The following is a 20,187-nucleotide window of genomic DNA, read 5'->3' as shown; positions in this document are numbered from 1 at the left end:
GTGTCCGTGCAGCCGCGGCATCCGTCCTCCGATCGTCTAGGGGAGCGCCCTCCGGAAGGCGAGGAACGAGATCCCCATCAGGCCGACGGTGACCACGAGGCCCCAGAGCGCGAGGCCGAGGGCGCCGAGGGTCATCACGCCCTCCCAGAAGCCGCCCCACCAGTCGAGCTTCGTCGCCAGGAACCCCAGGCCGACGAGCAGCAGCGCCACGGCCACCCACGAGATCGTGAGGACGGTGAGCCCCCAGGTCTTGAAGATCGTCGCCCCGGTGAAGCCGAGCACGAAGAGGCCGAGGGCGAGCGTGAAGTAGACCACGAAGGCGCCGATGGGTCCGGCCTCCCACAGCCAGTCCAGGTAGAAGACGTAGCCGTTCACGCCGTAGCCGTGTGTGAGCACCTCGATGCCGCCGCCGATCAGGAACAGCACCCCCATGAGGGCGCTGGCGAGCACCGCGGTGAGCATCGTGCCGAGGAAGAACTCCCGGCGCGTGATGCTCAGCGCCTGCGAGAACGGGAAGGTGTAGGTCATCGCCCCGATGCCGATCGCCATGAAGTACCAGAGCGGCGCCTGCCCTGCACCACCGTACTTGGGGGTGTCGACCGGGATCATCGCGTAGACGAGGATCGAGAGCAGGGTCGCCCCGACCAGGATGATCAGCGGCGTCCAGATGAAGGTCTGCCGGTTGATCATCTGCAGACGGACGACGTTGAGTGTGCGTCGCATCAGCGCACCTCCTCTTTCTCGGCGGCGGTGACGTCGCCGCGCTGGGTGAGCCGCACGACGAGTTGCTGCAGCGAGACCGGCGCGAGGTCGAGGCCGGCGGCGGCGACCTCCGCTCTTTCCGCGGCGCTGAGCTCGCCGAGCGTGGTGACCGAGGCGACTCTCCCGAGCGCCTCGCGATGAAGGACCTCACGGCCGGCGGCCCAGGCGTCGACTCTGGCGGCGTCACCGACCACGGTGACGGCACGGTCGCGCACGGCATCCGTGTCTTCGTTGAGGATGATCCGGCCGTTGTCGATCACGATGACCTTCTCGATGAGGTTGGAGACCTCGTCGATCAGGTGCGACGACAGGATGACGGTGCGCGGGTGCTCCGCGTAGTCCTCGAGCAGCCGGTCGTAGAAGATCTGCCTGGCGACGGCGTCGAGGCCGAGGTAGGGCTCGTCGAAGAACGTGAGCTCGGCGCGCGAGGCGAGGCCGATGATCACGCCGACGGCGGAGAGCTGCCCTCGCGAGAGCTTCTTGATGCGCTGCTTCAACGGGAGCTGGAACTCGGCGGTCAGCCGGTCGGCGAGCGTCTGGTCCCAGTGCGGGAAGAACAGGCGTGCGGCCGAGAACGCGTGCCGGGGCGTCGCATCGTCGGGGTACTTCTGCCCCTCGCGGACGAAGCAGATCCGACCGAGCACGCGGGCGTTCTCGTACGGGTGCTCGCCGAACACCCGCACGGAGCCGGACGTCTCGAAGTTCTGCGCGGTGAGGATCGACATGAGCGTCGTCTTGCCTGCGCCGTTGCGGCCGAGGAGGCCGTAGATCGCGCCGGGCTCGAGCGACAGCGACACGTCGTCGAGCGCCCTCTTGTCCCGGTATCTCTTGGTGAGGTTCTGCACCTCGATGACCGCGGTCATGCGGGGTTCCCTTCGGTGCGGGCGGCGCGCTCGGCGAGCAGTGCCGCGAGGTCGGTGGCGTCGAGGCCGAGCGTGCGGGCCTCGGTGAGGAGCGGGTCGATGTAGCGCTCGGCGAACGCGGAACGGCGCTCCCCGAGGAGCAGGTCCTTCGCGCCGGCGGCGACGAACATGCCGATGCCGCGGCGCTTGTACAGCACGCCCTTGTCGGTGAGCATTGCGACTCCCTTCGCAGCGGTGGCCGGATTGATCCGGTAGAACGCGGCGAGCTCGTTCGTCGAAGGCGCCTGAGACTCCTCGGCCAGCGAGCCGTCGAGGATCGAGTCCTCGATCTGCTCGGCGATCTGGAGGAAGAGGGGCTTGCCTTCTTCGATCACGAGTCCTCCGATGGTTAGTGGGTTAGTTACTCGACTAGGTAACCATGCAACCGGGAGTTGTGTCAAGAGGTCGCGGGAAGGCGCGTCCTCCTTCGATCTCGTGACAGCGACCGACCTGTCGACGTATCGTGTGGGCATGTCTCGAGAGAATCAGCCTGACGACACGGCGCAATCGGTCGGTGAGGATCCGGCGTACCTGACCTCGGCCGGCGAGCGCGAGAACGATCGCGCTCGCGAAGACGCCGAGCGTGCGCTGACGACCTGGTACTCGTCGAACATCTCGTTCACAGCCGGGTAGGTCTCACGCGAGAGAGCCTCCCCGACGAAGACGTCGGGGAGGCTCTCTGGAGGCGTTGTCGGGGTGTGCGGCGGCTCAGGAGTCCGAACCGTCGAGCAGGGCGGCGAGGAGGGGGAGCTGCGCCGGGTCCTCCAGCGCGGTGCCGACGGCGACGACGCTCGCGCCCGCCTTCAGGTAGTCGCCGGCGTTGGCCGCGTTCATGCCGCCCGTGGTCACGAACCTCGCCTGCGGGAAGGGGCCGTGCATGGCGGTGAGCCACGGGGTCCCGAGCACGGATGCCGGGAACGCCTTCACCCAGGTCAGCCCGGCCTTGAGGGCGAGCTGCACCTCGCTCGCCGTGGCGACGCCGGGCATGCTCGGCATCCCCGCCTCGTGCGACGCCCGGACGACGTCGAGGTCGAGTCCGGGGCTCACGGTGAAGGATGCGCCCGCCGCGGTCGCCTGGGCGACGTGTTCGAGCGACACCACGGTTCCGGCGCCGACGATCTTGCCCCGTTCGCGCGCCGCCGCCGCGACCGCGCGCAGCGCCTCGAGGTCTTCGGGCGTCTGGATGGGCAGCTCGACCATGTCGATGCCGAGGTCCCATGCGGTCGTCGACACCGCCAGGCTGCGCTCGACGCCCATGCCGCGCAGGATCGCCATCAGTCGTGCGCCGGCGAAGAGCTCCTCGAAACCGGAGTTGTCCATCGTCTTCCCTCTCTCGTCGCGGCCGCCGCGGCAGCCGGTCTCTTCTCTCACGGGCCGCGGGGGCGGCCGTTCTCGTCATCGACCGCGGGCGGTCAGCCCACGGCATCCGTCTGCGCGGCGCCGACCACGTCCTCGGTCGACTGCAGCACCAGGTGCGCGCGCTCGTGCCCTGCCCGCAGGCTCTCCTGCGGAGATCGACCCTGCAGCATCCCGGCCAGGTAGCCGGCGGCGAACGCGTCGCCCGCGCCGACGGCCTCCACGACCTCGGTCGGGATGGCCGGTGCGAACACGACGCCGTCGGCGGAGAACTCCGTCGCACCCACGTCGCCGTCCTTCACGACGACGTGCGCGGGGGAGGGCAGGAGGGCGCGCACGTCGCCGGCGGTGCGGCATCCCCACAGGGTCTCGGCCTCGTCCAGGCCGACGAACACGATGTCGGCGCGGTTCGCGAGGGCGAGCAGCGCGGGTGCGGCATCGGATGCCGACCACAGCGCGGCGCGATGGTTCACGTCGAAGCTCAGCAGGGCGGGGCTCGCGGAGACCCGCGTGATCACGGCCTCGATCATGGCCGCGCAGCTCGCGGAGAGCGCGGGGGTGATGCCGGAGACGTGCACGATCCGGGCGTCTTCGAGGGGCACGTCGGCGACGGAGTCCGGTGTCATGCGCGAGGCGGCGGAACCCGCACGGTAATAGCGCACGCCGTTGCCCGGATCCTTGAAGTACACCCCGGTGGGGGCATCCGCGTCGAACCCGACCCAGCGGGTGTCGACGCCCCGCGATGCGACGGCGCGGTGCACGCGGTGCCCGAGCACCTCGTCGCCGAGGCGGCTCACCCAGGCGGAGCTCTCGCCGAGGATCGCGACGTGGGCGGCGACGTTCGATTCGGCGCCCCCGATGCTCAGGCGCACGTCGTCGGCGTCGGCGAGGGGGGTCGCGTCGCGAGGGGTGACGAGGAGCATGGTCTCCCCGATCGCGATCAGGGCCGGCGTGGCGGCAGGGGTCATGAGTGCCATGATGTCGAGCGTGTGCAGTCCCCGCAACGAGCGTTGCAGCATGTGCACACTGGCGCATCCGGGGGTAGGTTCGACGCAGAACCCGTATGAGGAGGAACCCATGGCACAGCGACTGCTGCTCGACGGACTCGGCGCTGAGCGCCTCTCGGCCAGAGACAAGGGCATCCCGGAGCGCGCGTTCGGGATGACCGTCGACGCGTTCCTCGCCACCGCGCCCCGCCTCTCCGAGTTCTGGACCCCTCTCATCGCGCTCGACGACAGCGCCATGCGCAGCAACGTCGACGTCATGGCCGCGTGGACGCGCGAGCGGGGGCTCGAGCTCATGCCCCATGGCAAGACGACGATGGCCCCCGCGCTCTGGCAGCGCCAGCTCGACGCCGGATGCCCCGGTATCACCCTCGCGAACATGGATCAGGTGCGCGCGGCGCGCACCTTCGGACTCGAGGAGATCATGCTCGCGAACGCCGTGGTCGACCCCCGTTCGCTGCGCTGGCTCGCCGAGGAGCTGGCGGACCCGGAGTTCCGTTTCCTCAGCTGGGCGGACTCCGTCGACACGGTGGAGCGAATGCAGAGCGCCCTGCGCGAGATCGGCGTGCCCCGCCGCGTGGACGTGTGCGTCGAGCTCGGAGCGCCCGGAGGCCGCACCGGCGCCCGCACCCCCGACGAGGCCGGCGAGATCGCACGGCTGATCGCGGCATCCGATGTCCTGCGGCTGGCCGGGGTCGCCGGCTACGAGGGCAGCCTCGGGCACGACCGCTCGCCGGAGGCGCTCGCCGCCGTGCGCCGCTACCTCGGCGACCAGATCGCGCTGCACGATTCCCTCGCCGACCTCTACGACGACGAGGGCGACGTGTTCGTGACGGCCGGGGGCAGCGCGTACTTCGACCTCGTGGCCGAGGTCTACGCGCCCGCCATCGCCCGCGGGGAGCGCACCCGCTGGACCCTCCGCTCCGGCGCCTACATCGTGCACGACGACGGCTTCTACCGGGGCATCTCCCCGCTCGACGAGACGTACGACGGCGAGCACGGCATCCTGCGCTCGGCCATGCACGGCTGGACCCGCGTCGTCTCGCACCCCGAGCCGGGGCTCGCGCTGCTCGACGGGGGCAAGCGCGACCTGCCGTTCGACGAAGGGCTGCCGACGCCGCAGGGTGTCGCCGCCGACCCCGGAGCGGCCCTCGCCCCGCTCGCCGGCGCGACGGTGTCGTCGATGAACGACCAGCACACCTTCCTGCGGCTGACGGATGCCGGGGTCGGCATCGGCGACGTCGTCCGTCTCGGTCTCTCCCACCCCTGCACCGCCTTCGACAAGTGGCACTACCTGCCCGTCGTCGCGTCCGCTGAGGACGACCGCGTGGTCGAGCTCGTGCGGACCTTCTTCTAGGCCCCGCCGTGTCTCAGAGCGTGCGCAGGGCCGCCCTCATCATCGACTCGATCGCGGCGAGGCCGAAGAGCGTGGCGGAGCTCGCGACCGAGTTCGACCTGCACCGCTCGACCATGTTCCGTGAGCTGCAGACCCTGGAGGACGTGGGGTACGTGCGCCGACGGGCCGACGGGGCGTACGTGCTGGCGTTCCACCTCGTCTCGCTCGCCCAGATCGCGCTGGAGAACCTCGACCTGCGCAGGGCGGCGTCCGCGCACCTGCGCGAGCTGCACGAGGTCGTCGGCAACACGCTGCACGTGGCCGCGCTCATCGACGACACCATCGTCTACGTCGACAAGGTCGAGGATCAGGGCGGTGTGCGGATGTACTCCCGCATCGGCTCGCGCGTGCTCCCGCACTGCACGGGGGTGGGCAAGGCGATCCTCGCGGATCTCGACGAGCACAGGAGGGATGCCGTGCTCGCCGGCACCGACTGGACCGCGCACACCGCGCGCACGCTGACCTCGCGCTCCGCCCTCGACGCCGAGCTCGACGTCATCTCGGCCCGCGGATGGGCGGTCGACGACGCCGAGTTCGAGGACTTCGTGAACTGCGTCGCCGTGCCGATCCGCACCGCGATGGGCGTGGTCGGCGCCCTGTCGCTCACCGCGATCCGGATGGTGCAGGACCTCGACGATCTCGCCCACCGCATCCCGCTGCTGGAGCGCACGGCCGCGCGCATCGCCCGCGAGGTCGGGTAGGCGACGGCCGCGTATCGTGGGGACGTGCCCGACTTCCCCTACGACCGCCTGCGGCGGTGGCCCGACGTCGAGGCCGAGAACCTCCAGGCCCACGACGCCACCGACCTGCTGCTCGTGGAGAGGGCGCTCGCGCTCGGCATCGCCGGCGAGAAGATCGCGGTCATCGGCGACGAGTACGGCGCGATCACGCTGGCGCTGACGGATGCCGGTCGCACCGGCGTGCGCGTGCACCAGGACCTCGCGACGGGGCGGCGCGCCCTGCTGCGCAACGCCGAGGAGCTGGGGCTGAGCGGATTCGCGTCGCACGAGCTCGACCGCTCGCTGCTCGACGGCGCGCGGCTCGTGCTGCTGCAGCTGCCCAAGGCGCTCGCGGAGCTGGAGGAGATCACGGATGCCGTGGCCCGCTGGGCCGCGCCCGACGTCGTTCTGGTGGCCGGAGGGCGGGTCAAGCACATGACCCTCGCGCAGAACGACGTGCTCGCTCGGCGCTTCGCGGAGGTGCAGCCGCAGCGGGCGGAGCGGAAGTCCCGGCTGATCGTGGCCTCCGCGCCTCTGCCGGCTCCCGCGGCCGCGCCGTTCCCGGTGTCGACGGTGCACGGCGGCCTCACGGTCGTCGCGCACGGCGGGGCGTTCGCCGGCTCCCGGATCGACATCGGCACCCGTGTGCTGCTCGACGCCCTCGCCGGATTCGGTTCACAACTCAGCAAGAACGGCCCCGCAATCGCTGATATCGACCCTGAAGGCCGGGATTCTTCCCGATCTTGCGGAGTTGTGAACGGGGCGCCGACCGTGATCGACCTGGGCTGCGGCACCGGCGTGCTCGCGGTCTCCTACGCGCTCGCCCATCCGGGGGCGCGGGTGATCGCGACGGACCGCTCGGCGTCCGCCGTGGCATCGGCGCGAGCGACCGTCGAGGCGAACGCGCTCGCCGACCGCATCGCGGTCACCCACGACGATGCCGGTTCGGCTCTGGCCGATGCGAGCGCGGACGTCGTGCTGCTGAACCCGCCGTTCCACCTCGGCGCCAGCATCCACACCGGGGCGGCGACCCGGTTGTTCGAGGCGGCGGCGCGGATGCTGCGCCCCGGCGGCGAGCTGTGGACCGTGTACAACTCCTCCCTCGGATACCGGGCGGAGCTGTCGCGGCTGATCGGCGAGACGGAGCAGGTGCTGCGCACCCCGAAGTTCACGGTGACCCGCAGCATCCGGCGCTGATCGCTCTCTGCAGAACACCCCACTCGTCCTTCACAATCGAGCCATCCCGCGAGTTCTCCACAGCATCCGGAATTCTCCTCTGACAGGGACTTTCCCTCACTTCGATGGCTGGCAATCTGAAGCCCTCAGCCCGGAGGATGGAAAGGTGCTCACCGTGACAGAACCTCAGATATGGACCGCGCTCGGCATCCTCGCCGCAGCCCTCACCGGAACGATCGCGCTGTCCACGCAGTTGATGATGCGCACGATCTCCGCGCAGTTCGCCACGGTGAACACGAAGATCGAGGGCCTGCAGACGGAGATGATCGTCCGATTCGAGAGCGTGGATCATCGGTTCGAGCAGGTGGATCGACGGTTCGAGGAAGTCGATCGACGCTTCGGCGAGATGGATCGTCGGTTCGTCGGCATCGAGAAGCGGCTCGATCGGGTCGAGCATCGGTTGGACGGCCTCGACGGCGACGTCCAGGCGCTCACGAAACGGCTGCTGCCCGACTGATCGCGGGCCGCGGTGGGCGGCGTCGGCGATCAGTGCGAGACGTCCAGGTCGACGAGGTAGCCGGCGGGCCTTCGTCCCTCCTCGCGCCAGGGGACTCGCGGGATCGGGTCGAGGTTCGCGGGATCGGTGATCCGGCCGCCGTTCTCGTGCCGCCGCCAGACTGCCGCGATGCTCGTCACGATCCCCGTGACCTGCGGGAGCGGATCGTCTTCGTGGTGCATCTCGACGCCGTCGAGGGAGTTCGCGAACACCTCGCCCAGGGTCTTCCCGAACCATTCTCCGACCTCTGTGCTGACGCCCAGCGTGACCTCCGAGCCGGTCTCGAACGGCTCTCCGCAGCACGACCACTCCCACGCCGACAGCCAGATCCTCATGGGGGAGACCATACTCGTCCACCCCGTTCAATCCCCCGGTCAGCCGACGAAACCGAACAGTGATCAGAATTGCGGATTTGTCCCTGACCGGCCATTTCGTTAGGTTGGGTTGAGGGCCTGACGGCCCAAGATCAGTCCGCGGCCGCGTCCTTCTTTCGATGTGCTGTGCTGCGAAGAGGCGCGGGCGTACGGTCGATGTTCTCTGCGAGGGATCCGAAATCCCTCGCCAGCGCCGCCACAGCGAAGCACTCGAAACGGCCCCGTGAACGTCACCCGGGCGTAACCGAAGCGGGCTCGCCCCACAGGGCGCGCCGCGGGGGAAACGTGTCCGAAATCGCACTTGAAGCGCGCCATCTGTACAAGGTCTTCGGGAAGAACCCGAACCAGGCCGTCCGTCGACTGAAGTCCGGAGAGAGCCGCACCGACGTCGTCGACGCGGGAACCGCCGCCGTCATCGACGCCGGCTTCACCGTGAACCGCGGTGAGATCTTCGTCATCATGGGGCTGTCCGGCTCCGGCAAGTCCACCATCATCCGCATGCTCAACGGGCTGCACGAGGCGACCGACGGCAGCGTCATCGTCGCGGGAGACCCGATCACCGGCATCCCGACCTCGCGGCTGCGGGAGATCCGCCGCGACCGCATCTCGATGGTGTTCCAGCACTTCGCCCTGCTCCCGCACCGCACGGTCGCCGCGAACGTCGCCTATCCGCTGGAGCTCAAGGGGATGCCCAGGGGCGAGCGTCTCGCGAAGGCCGAGGAGATCCTGACCCTCGTGGGTCTCGAAGGCCAGGGCGACAAGCTGCCCTCCGAGCTCTCCGGCGGCATGCAGCAGCGCGTCGGCATCGCCCGCGCGCTCGCCGCCGACACCGACATCCTGCTGATGGACGAGGCGTTCAGCGCGCTCGATCCGCTGATCCGCCGCGAGATGCAGGAGCAGCTGCTCGAACTGCAGCAGAAGCTCCAGAAGACGATCGTGTTCATCACGCACGACCTCAACGAGGCGATGTTCCTCGGCGACCGGATCGCGGTCATGCGCGACGGCCGCATCGTGCAGATCGGCACGCCGGAGGACATCCTCACCGACCCTGCGAACGACTACGTCGAGCAGTTCGTGCAGGACGTCGACCGTGCCCGTGTGCTCACCGCCGCGAACGTCATGGAGCGCCCTCGTCCCGTCGTGGCGCACACCGCCGGCCCCCGCACGGCGCTCCGCCAGATGCGCGACGCCTACATGTCGGCGACGTACGTGGTCGGCCGCGACCGCCAGCTCGTCGGCATCGTGACCGACCGCGATGCCGTGAAGCTCGTGCGCAAGGGCATCACCACGCTGGACTCGATCCTCAAGCCGGTGCCGCTCGCCGTGAACGAGGACGAGGTGCTGATGAACCTCTTCATCCCCTCGGTCGAGTCCCCCGTGCCGCTCGCGGTGACGGATGCCGCCGGCCGCCTGGTCGGAGTCATCCCCCGCGTCACCCTCCTCGCCGCCCTGGGCCCCGGCCCCGGCGCGACGGGAGAGCTCACCCTGCCGCTCATGCCGATGCCGCAGGCCGAGATCGACGCCGTGCTCGACGACGGCTGGACCGCGGAGCCCGCGACGTTCCCCGTCGTGGAGCGCGGACTCGAACGCACGGATGACAGCGCCGAGGAGGCCACCCGATGAACTTCCATCTCCCCGTCGGCACGTGGGTCGAATCCGCCGTCGACTGGATCAAGGACAACCTCGACGGTCTCCTCGGAGTCGTCTCGTTCGTCGTGACGTCGCTCGTCGAGGGCCTCACGTACCTCCTGCTGCTGCCGTACTTCTTCGTCGTGATCGCCGTGGCGGCCCTCATCGCGTGGCTCGTGCGCTCCTGGCAGCTCGCGATCGGGACCGTGATCTCCTTCGGTCTCATCGTCGCGATGGGCCTGTGGGTGCCCGCCATGCAGACGCTGGCACTGGTGCTCGTCGCCGCGATCGTCGCGGTGCTGATCGCGATCCCGCTCGGCATCTGGTCGGCCCGCAACCCGACCGTGCGTGCGGTGCTGAAGCCGGTGCTCGACTTCATGCAGACCATGCCCGCGTTCGTGTACCTGATCCCCGCGATCGTGTTCTTCAGCATCGGCGTGGTGCCGGGTCTCGTTGCGACCGTCATCTTCGCCCTGCCCCCTGGCGTGCGACTCACCGAGCTCGGCATCCGCGGGGTCGACTCCGAGACCGTCGAGGCCGGTCAGGCCTTCGGCGCGACCCCCGCGCAGATCCTGCGCGGCATCCAGCTTCCGCTCGCGATGCCGACGATCCTCGCCGGAGTGAACCAGGTGATCATGCTGGCCCTCTCGATGGCCGTGATCGCCGGTATGGCCGGGGCCGACGGCCTCGGGAAGATGGTCGTCGAGGCGATCTCCACCGTCAACATCGCCAAGGGCGTCGAGGCCGGTCTGGGCGTCGTGCTCATCGCCGTCTTCCTCGACCGCGTCACCGCCTCCCTCGGCTCGGTGGGACAGAACCCCTCGTCGCTGCTCTGGATGCTGGCCCACCGCCGCTCCGCCGAGAGCGCAGACGCGGCATCCGCAGCCGGAACCGCCGCTGAGCCCGAGACGCCCGCCGAAGAGAAGGAGCTGCAGAATGCCTAAGAACAGGATCCTCATCTCCGCGGCCCTCGTCGCCGCGGCATCCCTCGCCCTCGTCGGCTGCGCGACAGACGGCGCCGGAGGCACCAGCGGCCTCACCGGCGGCGGGTCGACCGGTGGGGAGAGCACGGGAGACAAGGGCACCATCACGCTCGGGTACCTGCCCAGCTGGACCGACGGCCTCAGCACCGCGTACCTGCTGCAGGACCAGCTCGGCAAGCTCGGCTACGACGTGAAGATGAAGACGCTCACCGAGGCGGGGCCGCTCTACGCGGGACTCGCTCAGGGCGACGTCGACCTCTACCCGTCGGCCTGGCCCGAGCTGACGCACGCCGAGTACATGACCAAGTACGCCGACTCGATCGAAGACCTCGGGGCGTACTACGACAACGCGAAGCTCACGATCGCCGTGCCGGAGTACTCCGACATCGACTCGATCGAGGACCTCGCGGGCAAGGGCGCGGACTTCGGAGGCAAGATCGTCGGCATCGAGCCCGGTGCGGGTCTCACGAAGCAGACGGTCAAGATGCTGTCGGCCTACGGGCTGGACGGCGAGTACTCGCTGCTCACCTCCTCGACCGCTGCCATGCTCACCGAGCTGAAGGCCGCGACCGAGAAGCAGGAGGACATCGTGGTCACGCTGTGGCGCCCCTTCTGGGCCAACGACGCGTTCCCCGTGAAGGATCTCGAGGATCCGAAGGGCGCGATGGGCGAGGCCGAGGGGCTGCACTTCCTCGGCACGAAGGGCTTCGCGAAGGAGTTCCCCGAGGCCGCAGCGCTCATCGAGAAGATCCGTCTGGACGACGAGCAGTACGGCTCGTTGGAGGACCTCGTCGTCAACCAGTACGGCGAGGGCAAGGAAGCGGATGCCGTCGACGCCTGGCTCGAGCAGAACGGCGACCGCCTGGGCTGGGTCGTCGACTGACGCCCACTCCCTCGCGCTCGCGCACGCTCGATCTTGCGTCGAGGGGTCAAGAAGTGCCGCCTCCGGGGAGTGGGAGGCGGCACTTCTTGACCCCTCAACAGCGCTGAGGCGCTAGGCGGGGAGGGAGAGGGCGGCGATCAGGCCACCGCCGGGGCGCGCGGTGAGATGCAGGGTTCCGCCGTGCTTCTCCGCGACGCTCTGCACGATCGCGAGGCCCAGCCCTGTGCCGTCCGGACCGGTCGACGTGCGCGTCGCGTCTCCTCGGTAGAAGGGCTCGGTGAGCAGCGCGAGCGTCGCCGGCGCGATGGGGTCGCCGGTGTTCTCGACCTCGACGACGACGCGATCCTTGCCGCGGCGCACGCGCACCCACAGCTCGCCGTCCGTCACATTGTGGCGGATGCCGTTCTCCAGCAGGTTGCGCACGGCCCTGGCGATCAGCATCCCGTCTCCGTCGATCGACGCCGCCGAGAGGTCCGCGTGCAGCGTCACGTCGTTCACCGCGAGCTCCTCGATCTCCGCCGAGACGACGCTGTCGACCTCGACGTGCTCGACGTGCTCGAGGTCGGTGCGGGAGCGGGCGAGCGTGAGGAGCGCGGTGATGAGCCGTTCGCTCTGCTCGGTGGCACGAAGGGCCCTGCGCATGTTGGGCTCCAGCCCCTCCGGGACGTCGCCCTGGGCCAGCGGGATCTCCAGTGCGGTGCGGGTGGTCGTGAGCGGGGTCCGCAGTTCGTGGGAGGCGTTCGCGACGAAGCGGTCCTGCGCGGCGAACGCCGACTCCAGGCGGTCGAGCATGCCGTCGATCGTGTCGCCGAGCTCCTTGATCTCGTCGTCGGGGCCGGGGAGGTCGAGGCGTCGTCCGAGGTCGCGCTCGGAGATGTCGCGTGCGGTGGCGGTGACCTCGCCGATGCGGTCGAGGGAGCGCCGGGCGAGCCAGAACGCGATCGCGGCGGCCACCCCGGTGAACGCCAGGAGGGTCACCGCCGACCACAGCAGCAGGCCGCCGCCCACCTCGTCGGCGAGGAAGGTCGACTGCTGCAGCACCGCGCCGCCGACCGAGTCGACCGCCACGGTCTGGGCGGGAGTCGATGCGGGTATCGCCTGCGCGACCTCCTCGAAATAGGCGCAGCCGGTGATGGTCGCGCTGTCCGTCGACCCGAAGGTGGAGAAGGGGACGGCGCCCTCAGGCGCGGTCGTCCCGGTGACGTCGGTGCTGTCGGTCAGGGTGCTCGCGGGCACGCAGCTCTGCGTCGTCAACGAGATGGCAGAGGCGAACAGCTGCTGCACGACCAGGTACTGCACGGCGAGCAGGGCGGCGCCCGCCGCGATGAACACCGCGGTGATGATCAGCACCAGCCTGGTGCGGAAGCTCATGCGTCTCATGACGTTCCCATCCGGTATCCGTGGCCGGCCGCCGAGTGGATGACGGCCGGCTCTCCGAGCTTGCGGCGCAGCGTGTGCACCACGATCTTGACGACGCCGCGGGTCCGTTCGAGCGGCTCGTCCCACACCTCGTCGAGCAGCTCCTCCGCGCTCACGTATCCGCCCTCGGCGGTGAGCAGCGTCTCCAGCACCCCGAACTCCTTGAGGGTGAGCCGGATCGGCATCCCCTCCCGCTCCGCGATGCGCCGGGCCACGTCGAGCCGGATCCCGGCGAACTCGCGCACCGCGCTCTGCCGCGTCGTCTGCGTGCGGCGGGCGAGGGAGCGGATGCGCGCGAGCAGCTCCACGTAGGCGAAGGGCTTGGCGAGGTAGTCGTCCGCGCCGAGGTCGAGGCCCTCGACGCGGTCGGTGAGGGCGCCCGCGGCGGTGAGCATGAGGATCCGCGCCGGATACCCCTGCGCCACGAGGGTGCGGCAGACGGCATCCCCGTGCAGCACAGGCAGGTCGCGATCGAGCAAGATCACGTCGACGTCGGATGCCGCGGCCGCTGTCAGCGCGCTCGCGCCGTCGCGCGCGACGTCCACGAGGTATCCCTCTCGGCGCAGGCCGTCGGCCAGCGTGTCGGCCAGATCGACTTCGTCCTCCACCAGCAGCAGCCGCATGGCACCTCCCTCATCCGAGGGTGCGGGGGCCGCGGTTAGTTTCCGGTTAGGAGCCGTCATACCGACAGCAAACCACCGCCTCCATAGAACTGACTGCGGAGTCGTGGACGAGCCGCGGCCGGGAGAAAGGGAAATGTCATGGTCGATGTGAAGAAGCGCCGTACCTTGGCGGTGATCCCCGCCATCGCGGCGGTCATCGTGCTCGCCGCCTGCGCGGCTCCGGAGGGACAGGGCAAGGGGGATGCCGCGAACGACGCCGCAGCGGCGCGTTTCGTGACATGCCTCACCGGGGAGGGGCAGACGGCGAAGATCCTCGAGGGCGGGCAGGTGGGCATGCTCATGCCCGATGCTCCCGGCGACTCCCCGATGGAGAGCATGGACAGCGGGTCGGCGACGCTCAGCACGGGAGAGGGCGAGAACCTCGGCATGACCATGGTCACGACCGACGAGGACGGCATGTGGCTGGCGTCGACCACCGCAGACGGCTACCCGGAGGACGGCGGCCAGCGGGAGGCGTGGGAGACCTGCGAGAAGAAGGTCCCGGAGTTCTCGCAGCCCGAACCGGACATGTCGATGGCCGAGGGCGCCAAGGCGTTCTCCGCGAAGGACATGATCGAGGCGAGCCTGAAGTTCGCCGAGTGCGCCAGGGAGAACGGGTACGCGGACTTCGCTGATCCGGATGCCGACGGCATGCTGGAGCTCCCGGCGGGCATCACCGAAGACGAGGCCAGGGAGCTGCTCACGTCGTGCAAGGACGCGATGGGCGAGATGCCGCCGGCGATCTCCCAGAAGAGCATCGAGGCGCTCGACTTCGACTGGTTCGCCGTGGTGAGCGAGTTCTTCGAGGGCGGGTTCATGGCGACGACCGTCGTTCCCGCGGAGGGCGGCGAATGAGCCGCCGGGTGGCCTGGGTGCTGACGCCCCTCGCGCTCGTCGCCGCTGCGGGGGTGGCGCTCGCCGTGCTGCAGCCCTGGCAGTCCGCCGCCGAGAGTCCTGACGAGGGCAAGAAGCCGGTCACGGCCATCGCCGAGCTCACCACGCTCACCTCCGACCTGCGTCTGAACGGCAGCCTCAGCTACGGCGCATCCATCGACCTCCCCGGGCGCGGAGGCACCGTCACCCGTCTGCCGAAGGCCGGCGATGTGGTGGGCGTCGGTCAGGCGCTCTACGAGGTCGACGGCAAGCCGGTGATCGCGGTGCGCGGCGACCGGCCGTTCTGGCGGGATCTCGGCCTGGGTGTGGAGAAGGGGCCCGACGTGCGTCAGCTGGAGCAGGCGCTCGCCGACCTCGGCTTCGGCAAGAACCTGACGGTCGACGACGAGTTCACGCAGGTCACGGAGGCTGCGGTCAAGGCCTGGCAGAAGTCGCTGGGGATGGCGAAGGACGGCGTCGTGAAGCTGGGGGATGTCGTCGCGATCGCCGATGCCTCGGTGCGGGTCGATGCGGTGAAGGCCCACCTCGGCGACCCCGCCGGCTCCAGCCCGCTCAGCTACACGGGCACGACCCTGCGCGTGGTGGCGAAGCTCACGGATGCGCAGGCGAGGGAGATCCTGCCGGGGACGGCGGTGAAGGTCGTGCTCCCCGACGGCACCGAGGTTCCGGCGACGATCACGTCGATCGACCCCGGCGGGCAGCCGACGGAGAAGGAGGGCGAGACGACGCCGCCCACCGCGCTGGTCGATCTGGCCGACCCCGCGGCCGCGCAGGGCATCGGCCTTCGTGCCGTGAAGGTCGTGCTCGCGGCCGACGAGGTCAAGGACGCGCTCGTGGTCCCGGTGACCGCGCTGGTCGCCACCGCCGACGGCGGCTATGCGGTCGACGTGCTCCGCAAGAACGGGAAGGTCGAGCGGGTGGCGGTCGAGGTCGGGCTGATCGCCGACGCCCGGGTGCAGATCGTCGGGGGAGACCTCGCCGAGGGCGACGCCGTGGTGGTGGCCCAGTGATGCCCGGAACGGTCGTCGAGCTGGTCGACGTCGTCAAGGAGTATCCGGGCAGCCCGCCGCTGCGCGTGCTGCACGGGGTCGACCTGGCCATCGGGAGCGGTGAGCTCGTGTCGGTGGTGGGGGCGTCGGGATCGGGCAAGAGCACGATGCTCGCGATCATGGGCACCCTCGACGATCCGACGAGCGGCACCGTGCTGATCGACGGCACGGACGTCGCGAGGCTGGGGGAGCGCGAGCGCGCCGCCCTGCGCGCACGGCGGATCGGGTTCGTCTTCCAGCAGTTCTTCCTGCTGCCGGCGCTGAGCGCGCTCGACAACGTCGCGCTCGGGCTGCTCTACTCCGGGGTGCCTGCGGCGGAGCGGGCGTCGAGGGCCGCGGTCGCACTCGAACGGGTGGGGCTGGGTGCGCGCATGCGGCACCGGCCCGGTCAGCTGTCGGGCGGCGAGCAGCAGCGCGTCGCGATCGCCAGGGCGGTCGTCGGCGATCCGTCGGTGCTGTTCGCCGACGAGCCGACCGGCGCCCTGGACTCGACCACGGGCGAGCGCATCCTCGAGCTGCTCACCTCCATCTCCGAGGCCGGAACCGCAGTGGTGATCATCACCCACGATGCGCACATCGCCGCCCGCACGCAGCGTCAGGTGAGCATCCACGACGGGCGCATCCTCAGCGACACCGGGGCCCTGGTCCTGGAAGGAGCAGCACGATGAAGCGGCGTTCAGGGGAGAGGATGCCGAGGCTCAGCGCGCTCGACAGCATCCGCACCGCGCTCATCGGTCCACGCAGCCGCAAGATGCGCACGGCGCTCTCGGCGCTCGGCGTGGCGGTCGGGATCGCGGCTCTCACCGCGATCACGGGTATCGCGGCGTCGAATCAGGCGGCGCTGCTCGCCAAGCTCGACGCGCTCGGCGCCGACATGCTCGTCGTCCAGCCGGGATACGGTCCCGATGACAAGCCGGTGCCGCTGCCCCAGTCGGCCGCGGGCATGATCGACCGGGTCGACGGCGTCGAGGAGGTCGGCGTGCTGCAGAGCGTGCCCGACGGGATCGGCGTGTACCGCAACGACTTGATCGCGAAGAGTCAGGGCAACGGGCTGACGGCGTACGCGGCGAGCCCGGACTTCCTGTCGTCGGTGGAGGGGTCGGTGGCCGAGGGGGAGTGGTTCGACGAGTCGACGCGCTCCCTTCCGGTCACGGTGCTCGGAGCCGCGGCGGCGGCGCGCATGGGGATCACCGAGCCCGGTGTGCGGGTGTGGATCGGTGAGCAGTGGTACACGGTGATCGGCATCCTGGACTCGGCGGGTCTCGCCGAGTCGATCGACGCCTCGGCGTTCCTCGGCGACCGCTGGGCCGCTGAGCACGTGTCGGCGGATGGCGAGAAGAACACCATCGCGTCGATCTACGTCCGGATGGCGGACGGCGGGACGGGAGCGGATGTGCGCGACGCCGTCGCGCGCGCAGCCAACCCGGCATCCGACTACGTGCAGGTCATGGGACTCGGCGATCTCGCCGGAGCCCGGGAGACCGCGGACGACTCGCTGTCGGGCCTCGCGGTCGGCCTCGCGGCGATCGCGCTGCTGGTCGGCGGGATCGGCATCGCGAACACCATGGTGGTCGCCGTGCTGGAGCGTCGAGGGGAGATCGGGCTGCGACGGGCGCTCGGCGCACGCTCGGGGCAGATCGCGGGGCAGTTCGTCGGCGAGGCTCTGGTGCTGGGCGGGCTCGGCGGACTGGTCGGCATGCTGCTCGGCGGGGTCGGGGTGTTCGTCTACGCCGCGATCCAGGGGCAGGCGGCGTCGATACCGCTCGTCGTGCTGGTCGGCGGGCCGCTCGTGGCGCTCGCGGTCGGCGTCGTCGCCGGCCTCTACCCCGCCGTGAGCGCGGCGCGGCTGTCGCCGACCACGGCCCTGCGGACGGTGTGAGGCCGCGGCATCCGCTCTCCGCACGGGGTGAGCGCGTGTTCGGGAGGAGATCTCTTTCTCGGGCTGAGGAATCCGGCTCAGGTCTCAGCCCGAACGCGAGTTCTCCTCCCGACGCGTCGGGACACGACGCGACCAGACCCGACGTGTCGCGACCCGACCGGGCGGGACGTGACCGCACGCCGCCGAGCGCGGCGAAACGCCCCGTCCGGGGAGTATCCCCGGGCGGAGCGTTCCGTCTCGCTGAGCGAGGTCAACTGATCTTCTTGCGGTAGGCGATGATCGCGAACACGTAGCCGACGACGAGGATGCCGACGCACCAGGCGAGTGCCACCCAGATGTCGTTCCCGACGGGCTTCTCGGCGAACAGCGCCTGGATCGTGTTGACGATCGAGGTCACCGGCTGGTTCTCGGCGAACCAGCGCACCGGCCCCGGCATCGTGTCGGTGGGCACGAAGGCCGAGCTGATGAACGGCAGGAAGATGAGCGGGTACGAGAAGGCGCTCGCTCCGTCGGTCGTCTTCGCGCTGAGCCCCGCGATGATCGCGAGCCAGGTGAGCGCGAGGGTGAACAGCAGCAGGATGCCGATGACCCCGAGCCACGCGAACACGCTCGCCCCTGTACGGAAGCCCATGAGGAAGCCGACAGCGAAGATGATCGCCAGGGTGATGCCGTTCGCGACGAGCGAGGTGAGCACATGCGCCCACAGCACGCTCGATCGGGCGATCGGCATGGAGTGGAACCGCTCGAAGATGCCCGACTGCATGTCGGTGAACAGCCGGAACGCCGTGTAGGCGATGCCCGACGCGATCGCGATCAGCAGGATGCCGGGGAGCAGGTAGTTGACGTAGTTCTCGGTGCCGGTGCTCTGCTTGAGGGCTCCGCCGAAGACGTACACGAACAGCAGCATCAGCGCGATCGGGGTGACCGCCGTGGTGATGATGGTGTCGGCGCTGCGGAAGATGTGCCGCATGGAGCGGCCGGTGAGCGTCGCGGTGTCGGCGACGAAGTGCGTGCTCATGCTGCGTTCTCCTTTCCGGTGGTGCCGACCAGCGTGAGGAAGATCTCCTCGAGGGTCGGCTGCTTCTCGACGTACTCGACCGTGGCTGCGGGGAGCAGCTTCTTGAGGTCGGCGAGGGTGCCGTTGGCGATGATGCGGCCCTCGTGGAGGATCGCGATGCGGTCGGCGAGCTGTTCGGCCTCGTCGAGGTACTGCGTGGTGAGCAGCACCGTGGTGCCGCTGTCGGCGAGGGAGCGGACGACGTCCCACACCTCGATGCGCGCCTCGGGGTCGAGGCCGGTGGTCGGCTCGTCGAGGTAGATGACCTCGGGGTGTCCGACCAGACTCATCGCGATGTCCAGCCGGCGGCGCATGCCGCCGGAGTAGGTGCCGACCTTGCGGGACCCGGCATCCGTCAGTCGGAACTTCGCGAGCAGGTCGTCAGCGACGGCGCCCGGGTTCTTCAGGTGCCGCAGCTTCGCGACGAGCACGAGGTTCTCGTGTCCGGTGAGGATATCGTCGACCGCGGCGAACTGGCCGGTGAGGCTGATCGACTCGCGCACCTTGAGGGGGTCTGCGGCGACGTCGACGCCCTGCACCGTGGCGGTGCCGGCATCCGACTTCAGCAGGGTGGAGAGGATGCGGACCATGGTGGTCTTGCCGGCGCCGTTGGAGCCGAGCAGCGCGAAGATCGACCCGGAGGCGACCTCGAAGTCGACGCCGCGGAGCACGTGCAGGTCCTTGTAGGACTTCTCGATGCCGCGCACCGAGATGGCGGGGGTGGTCATGATCGGTTCTCCTTCTTCTTCGCGTCGTCGAACGCCTTGATGAGGCGCCCGCGCTCCTTGTCGATCCACTGTCGTCCGCCGTAGGCCGCGGCGTAGTTCTCCGCGAACTCGACCGGGTCGTCGCCGACGATCGCGCTGACGGGAGTGCCGTCGAGTGCGGCCCGCTCCCACATGTCGGCGATGTCGAGGAACATCTTCACGATGGTGTCGCCGTCGGTGATGCCCCCGTAGTACATGTTGTAGCGCTGCTGGGCCTTGGCCATCTCGCGATACGGCTCGGGGAGGGCGTTGATGCGGGCCTGCGCCTGCTTGTACTGCTTCTTCTCTTCGAGCGATCCGGTGATCATCTCGATCCACTTCGCGGCCATGTCAGTTCTCCTTGTCGTGTGTGTTCGTGCTGTTCAGCTGTTCGATATGCGTCTTGAGGAAGTCCCAGGTCTTCCAGAACTCGTCGAGCTCCTGCCGGCCCTGCGCGTTCAGGGTGTACACCTTGCGGGGCGGGCCCTTCTCGCTCGGAACCTTCTCGACGTCGACGAGGTTCTTCTGCTCGATGCGCACGAGGAGTGCGTAGATCGTGCCCTCGGCGATGTCGGTGAACCCGTGGTCGCGGATTCGTGTGGTGATCTCGTACCCGTATGCCGGCTGCTCGGCGAGGAGGGCCAGAACGATGCCCTCCAGAGTGCCCTTGAGCATCTCGGTCATCTGCTTGCCCATCAGGTCCTCCTTTCTCTCTTCTGTCTCGGTCTTCGGTACTCAGTG

The 20,187-nt window shown here is 69.6% G+C and carries 24 protein-coding genes; 12 read left to right on the top strand and 12 right to left on the bottom strand.

The genetic code is table 11. From position 1 onward, the window contains the following. Positions 1-36 precede the first annotated feature (36 nt). Genes MRBLWH10_RS15965 through MRBLWH10_RS15955 form a run of 3 tightly spaced genes read right to left on the bottom strand, consistent with a single transcriptional unit; the run spans position 37 to position 1,999 of the window. The gene (locus tag MRBLWH10_RS15965) at positions 37-723 is read right to left on the bottom strand and encodes a hypothetical protein (RefSeq protein WP_223587382.1); all 687 of its coding nucleotides are present in this window, start codon (positions 721-723) and stop codon (positions 37-39) included. Continuing rightward, a complete protein-coding gene (locus tag MRBLWH10_RS15960) occupies positions 723-1,625 on the bottom strand; it encodes an ABC transporter ATP-binding protein (protein WP_105675755.1) in 903 nt (300 codons plus the stop codon). The genes MRBLWH10_RS15965 and MRBLWH10_RS15960 overlap by 1 nt, the downstream gene beginning before the upstream one ends. After that, complete coding sequence (locus MRBLWH10_RS15955; RefSeq protein WP_105675753.1) at positions 1,622-1,999, bottom strand: GntR family transcriptional regulator; 378 nt, start codon at positions 1,997-1,999, stop codon at positions 1,622-1,624. Before MRBLWH10_RS15955 ends, MRBLWH10_RS15960 begins: the two co-directional genes overlap by 4 nt. 136 nt (positions 2,000-2,135) lie before the next feature. Between MRBLWH10_RS15955 and MRBLWH10_RS15950 the strand changes: the two genes are divergently transcribed. Then, positions 2,136-2,297, top strand: coding sequence for a hypothetical protein (locus tag MRBLWH10_RS15950; RefSeq protein ID WP_341940673.1), 162 nt, complete (start codon positions 2,136-2,138; stop codon positions 2,295-2,297). Positions 2,298-2,372: 75 nt separating this feature from the next. Here the strand turns inward: MRBLWH10_RS15950 and MRBLWH10_RS15945 are convergent, their stop codons facing one another. Both MRBLWH10_RS15945 and MRBLWH10_RS15940 read right to left on the bottom strand, forming a co-directional pair. Beyond that, a complete protein-coding gene (locus tag MRBLWH10_RS15945; RefSeq protein WP_341940672.1) occupies positions 2,373-2,984 on the bottom strand; it encodes a bifunctional 4-hydroxy-2-oxoglutarate aldolase/2-dehydro-3-deoxy-phosphogluconate aldolase in 612 nt (203 codons plus the stop codon). A gap of 92 nt (positions 2,985-3,076) precedes the next feature. Beyond that, entirely contained in the window at positions 3,077-3,997 is a 921-nt protein-coding gene (locus MRBLWH10_RS15940; protein ID WP_341940671.1) for a sugar kinase, read from the bottom strand. Positions 3,998-4,097: 100 nt separating this feature from the next. Between MRBLWH10_RS15940 and MRBLWH10_RS15935 the strand changes: the two genes are divergently transcribed. From MRBLWH10_RS15935 to MRBLWH10_RS15920, 4 genes are all read left to right on the top strand, one after another. Further along, positions 4,098-5,381 carry an alanine racemase gene (locus MRBLWH10_RS15935; protein WP_341940670.1) on the top strand — a complete coding sequence of 428 codons (1,284 nt, stop codon included), beginning with the start codon at positions 4,098-4,100 and terminating at the stop codon, positions 5,379-5,381. A gap of 8 nt (positions 5,382-5,389) precedes the next feature. Then, positions 5,390-6,121, top strand: coding sequence for an IclR family transcriptional regulator (locus tag MRBLWH10_RS15930; protein WP_341940669.1), 732 nt, complete (start codon positions 5,390-5,392; stop codon positions 6,119-6,121). A 24-nt stretch (positions 6,122-6,145) separates the two neighbouring features. Beyond that, complete coding sequence (locus tag MRBLWH10_RS15925; RefSeq protein ID WP_341940668.1) at positions 6,146-7,336, top strand: methyltransferase; 1,191 nt, start codon at positions 6,146-6,148, stop codon at positions 7,334-7,336. Between the two features lie 154 nt (positions 7,337-7,490). Next, a complete protein-coding gene (locus MRBLWH10_RS15920; RefSeq protein ID WP_341940667.1) occupies positions 7,491-7,832 on the top strand; it encodes a hypothetical protein in 342 nt (113 codons plus the stop codon). Positions 7,833-7,861: 29 nt separating this feature from the next. On the opposite strand, the gene MRBLWH10_RS15915 is transcribed toward MRBLWH10_RS15920, so the two are convergent. Next, positions 7,862-8,206, bottom strand: coding sequence for a DUF6578 domain-containing protein (locus tag MRBLWH10_RS15915; RefSeq protein WP_341940666.1), 345 nt, complete (start codon positions 8,204-8,206; stop codon positions 7,862-7,864). 324 nt (positions 8,207-8,530) lie between these two features. Between MRBLWH10_RS15915 and MRBLWH10_RS15910 the strand changes: the two genes are divergently transcribed. The 3 genes from MRBLWH10_RS15910 to MRBLWH10_RS15900 are packed head-to-tail and all read left to right on the top strand — an operon-like array spanning position 8,531 to position 11,740. Continuing rightward, on the top strand, positions 8,531-9,868 hold the full coding sequence (locus tag MRBLWH10_RS15910; protein ID WP_341940665.1) for a betaine/proline/choline family ABC transporter ATP-binding protein: 1,338 nt from the start codon (positions 8,531-8,533) through the stop codon (positions 9,866-9,868). Further along, positions 9,865-10,818: a proline/glycine betaine ABC transporter permease gene (locus MRBLWH10_RS15905; protein WP_341940664.1), complete on the top strand. Its 954-nt coding sequence runs from the start codon at positions 9,865-9,867 to the stop codon at positions 10,816-10,818. The genes MRBLWH10_RS15910 and MRBLWH10_RS15905 overlap by 4 nt, the downstream gene beginning before the upstream one ends. Continuing rightward, positions 10,811-11,740: a glycine betaine ABC transporter substrate-binding protein gene (locus tag MRBLWH10_RS15900; protein WP_341940663.1), complete on the top strand. Its 930-nt coding sequence runs from the start codon at positions 10,811-10,813 to the stop codon at positions 11,738-11,740. The genes MRBLWH10_RS15905 and MRBLWH10_RS15900 overlap by 8 nt, the downstream gene beginning before the upstream one ends. A 111-nt stretch (positions 11,741-11,851) precedes the next feature. On the opposite strand, the gene MRBLWH10_RS15895 is transcribed toward MRBLWH10_RS15900, so the two are convergent. Further along, on the bottom strand, positions 11,852-13,111 hold the full coding sequence (locus MRBLWH10_RS15895; RefSeq protein WP_341940662.1) for an ATP-binding protein: 1,260 nt from the start codon (positions 13,109-13,111) through the stop codon (positions 11,852-11,854). A gap of 5 nt (positions 13,112-13,116) precedes the next feature. After that, positions 13,117-13,782, bottom strand: a complete 666-nt coding sequence (locus MRBLWH10_RS15890; RefSeq protein WP_341940661.1) for a response regulator transcription factor — start codon at positions 13,780-13,782, stop codon at positions 13,117-13,119. A 138-nt stretch (positions 13,783-13,920) separates the two neighbouring features. On the opposite strand from MRBLWH10_RS15890, the gene MRBLWH10_RS15885 reads away from it, so the two are divergent. Genes MRBLWH10_RS15885 through MRBLWH10_RS15870 form a run of 4 tightly spaced genes read left to right on the top strand, consistent with a single transcriptional unit; the run spans position 13,921 to position 17,643 of the window. Next, complete coding sequence (locus tag MRBLWH10_RS15885) at positions 13,921-14,676, top strand: hypothetical protein (RefSeq protein ID WP_341940660.1); 756 nt, start codon at positions 13,921-13,923, stop codon at positions 14,674-14,676. Then, positions 14,673-15,725 carry a peptidoglycan-binding protein gene (locus MRBLWH10_RS15880; protein WP_341940659.1) on the top strand — a complete coding sequence of 351 codons (1,053 nt, stop codon included), beginning with the start codon at positions 14,673-14,675 and terminating at the stop codon, positions 15,723-15,725. The genes MRBLWH10_RS15885 and MRBLWH10_RS15880 overlap by 4 nt, the downstream gene beginning before the upstream one ends. Further along, on the top strand, positions 15,725-16,432 hold the full coding sequence (locus tag MRBLWH10_RS15875; RefSeq protein WP_341940658.1) for an ABC transporter ATP-binding protein: 708 nt from the start codon (positions 15,725-15,727) through the stop codon (positions 16,430-16,432). Before MRBLWH10_RS15880 ends, MRBLWH10_RS15875 begins: the two co-directional genes overlap by 1 nt. Then, on the top strand, positions 16,429-17,643 hold the full coding sequence (locus tag MRBLWH10_RS15870; protein WP_105675729.1) for an ABC transporter permease: 1,215 nt from the start codon (positions 16,429-16,431) through the stop codon (positions 17,641-17,643). Before MRBLWH10_RS15875 ends, MRBLWH10_RS15870 begins: the two co-directional genes overlap by 4 nt. Positions 17,644-17,893: 250 nt before the next feature. Here the strand turns inward: MRBLWH10_RS15870 and MRBLWH10_RS15865 are convergent, their stop codons facing one another. Genes MRBLWH10_RS15865 through MRBLWH10_RS15850 form a run of 4 tightly spaced genes read right to left on the bottom strand, consistent with a single transcriptional unit; the run spans position 17,894 to position 20,142 of the window. Next, the gene (locus tag MRBLWH10_RS15865; protein WP_105675727.1) at positions 17,894-18,661 is read right to left on the bottom strand and encodes an ABC transporter permease; all 768 of its coding nucleotides are present in this window, start codon (positions 18,659-18,661) and stop codon (positions 17,894-17,896) included. Next, positions 18,658-19,428, bottom strand: coding sequence for an ATP-binding cassette domain-containing protein (locus MRBLWH10_RS15860; RefSeq protein WP_341940657.1), 771 nt, complete (start codon positions 19,426-19,428; stop codon positions 18,658-18,660). Before MRBLWH10_RS15860 ends, MRBLWH10_RS15865 begins: the two co-directional genes overlap by 4 nt. Continuing rightward, positions 19,425-19,796, bottom strand: coding sequence for a DUF1048 domain-containing protein (locus tag MRBLWH10_RS15855; protein ID WP_105675723.1), 372 nt, complete (start codon positions 19,794-19,796; stop codon positions 19,425-19,427). Before MRBLWH10_RS15855 ends, MRBLWH10_RS15860 begins: the two co-directional genes overlap by 4 nt. A gap of 1 nt (position 19,797) precedes the next feature. After that, a complete protein-coding gene (locus MRBLWH10_RS15850; protein WP_341940656.1) occupies positions 19,798-20,142 on the bottom strand; it encodes a PadR family transcriptional regulator in 345 nt (114 codons plus the stop codon). Positions 20,143-20,187: the final 45 nt, after the last annotated feature.

Source organism: Microbacterium sp. LWH10-1.2, assembly GCF_038397765.1.
Taxonomy (GTDB): domain Bacteria; phylum Actinomycetota; class Actinomycetes; order Actinomycetales; family Microbacteriaceae; genus Microbacterium; species Microbacterium natoriense.
This window is presented reverse-complemented; position numbering and strand designations above follow the sequence as displayed.

Bases quoted from the DNA above. Each gene is read 5' to 3' on its own strand.
- MRBLWH10_RS15965 (WP_223587382.1), bottom strand. From the start codon at position 723: ATGCGACGCACACTCAACGTCGTCCGTCTGCAGATGATCAACCGGCAG.
- MRBLWH10_RS15960 (WP_105675755.1), bottom strand. From the start codon at position 1,625: ATGACCGCGGTCATCGAGGTGCAGAACCTCACCAAGAGATACCGGGAC.
- MRBLWH10_RS15950 (WP_341940673.1), top strand. From the start codon at position 2,136: ATGTCTCGAGAGAATCAGCCTGACGACACGGCGCAATCGGTCGGTGAG.
- MRBLWH10_RS15945 (WP_341940672.1), bottom strand. From the start codon at position 2,984: ATGGACAACTCCGGTTTCGAGGAGCTCTTCGCCGGCGCACGACTGATG.
- MRBLWH10_RS15940 (WP_341940671.1), bottom strand. From the start codon at position 3,997: ATGGCACTCATGACCCCTGCCGCCACGCCGGCCCTGATCGCGATCGGG.
- MRBLWH10_RS15935 (WP_341940670.1), top strand. From the start codon at position 4,098: ATGGCACAGCGACTGCTGCTCGACGGACTCGGCGCTGAGCGCCTCTCG.
- MRBLWH10_RS15915 (WP_341940666.1), bottom strand. From the start codon at position 8,206: ATGAGGATCTGGCTGTCGGCGTGGGAGTGGTCGTGCTGCGGAGAGCCG.
- MRBLWH10_RS15905 (WP_341940664.1), top strand. From the start codon at position 9,865: ATGAACTTCCATCTCCCCGTCGGCACGTGGGTCGAATCCGCCGTCGAC.
- MRBLWH10_RS15900 (WP_341940663.1), top strand. From the start codon at position 10,811: ATGCCTAAGAACAGGATCCTCATCTCCGCGGCCCTCGTCGCCGCGGCA.
- MRBLWH10_RS15895 (WP_341940662.1), bottom strand. From the start codon at position 13,111: ATGAGCTTCCGCACCAGGCTGGTGCTGATCATCACCGCGGTGTTCATC.
- MRBLWH10_RS15890 (WP_341940661.1), bottom strand. From the start codon at position 13,782: ATGCGGCTGCTGCTGGTGGAGGACGAAGTCGATCTGGCCGACACGCTG.
- MRBLWH10_RS15885 (WP_341940660.1), top strand. From the start codon at position 13,921: ATGGTCGATGTGAAGAAGCGCCGTACCTTGGCGGTGATCCCCGCCATC.
- MRBLWH10_RS15880 (WP_341940659.1), top strand. From the start codon at position 14,673: ATGAGCCGCCGGGTGGCCTGGGTGCTGACGCCCCTCGCGCTCGTCGCC.
- MRBLWH10_RS15875 (WP_341940658.1), top strand. From the start codon at position 15,725: ATGCCCGGAACGGTCGTCGAGCTGGTCGACGTCGTCAAGGAGTATCCG.
- MRBLWH10_RS15870 (WP_105675729.1), top strand. From the start codon at position 16,429: ATGAAGCGGCGTTCAGGGGAGAGGATGCCGAGGCTCAGCGCGCTCGAC.
- MRBLWH10_RS15865 (WP_105675727.1), bottom strand. From the start codon at position 18,661: ATGAGCACGCACTTCGTCGCCGACACCGCGACGCTCACCGGCCGCTCC.
- MRBLWH10_RS15860 (WP_341940657.1), bottom strand. From the start codon at position 19,428: ATGACCACCCCCGCCATCTCGGTGCGCGGCATCGAGAAGTCCTACAAG.
- MRBLWH10_RS15855 (WP_105675723.1), bottom strand. From the start codon at position 19,796: ATGGCCGCGAAGTGGATCGAGATGATCACCGGATCGCTCGAAGAGAAG.
- MRBLWH10_RS15850 (WP_341940656.1), bottom strand. From the start codon at position 20,142: ATGGGCAAGCAGATGACCGAGATGCTCAAGGGCACTCTGGAGGGCATC.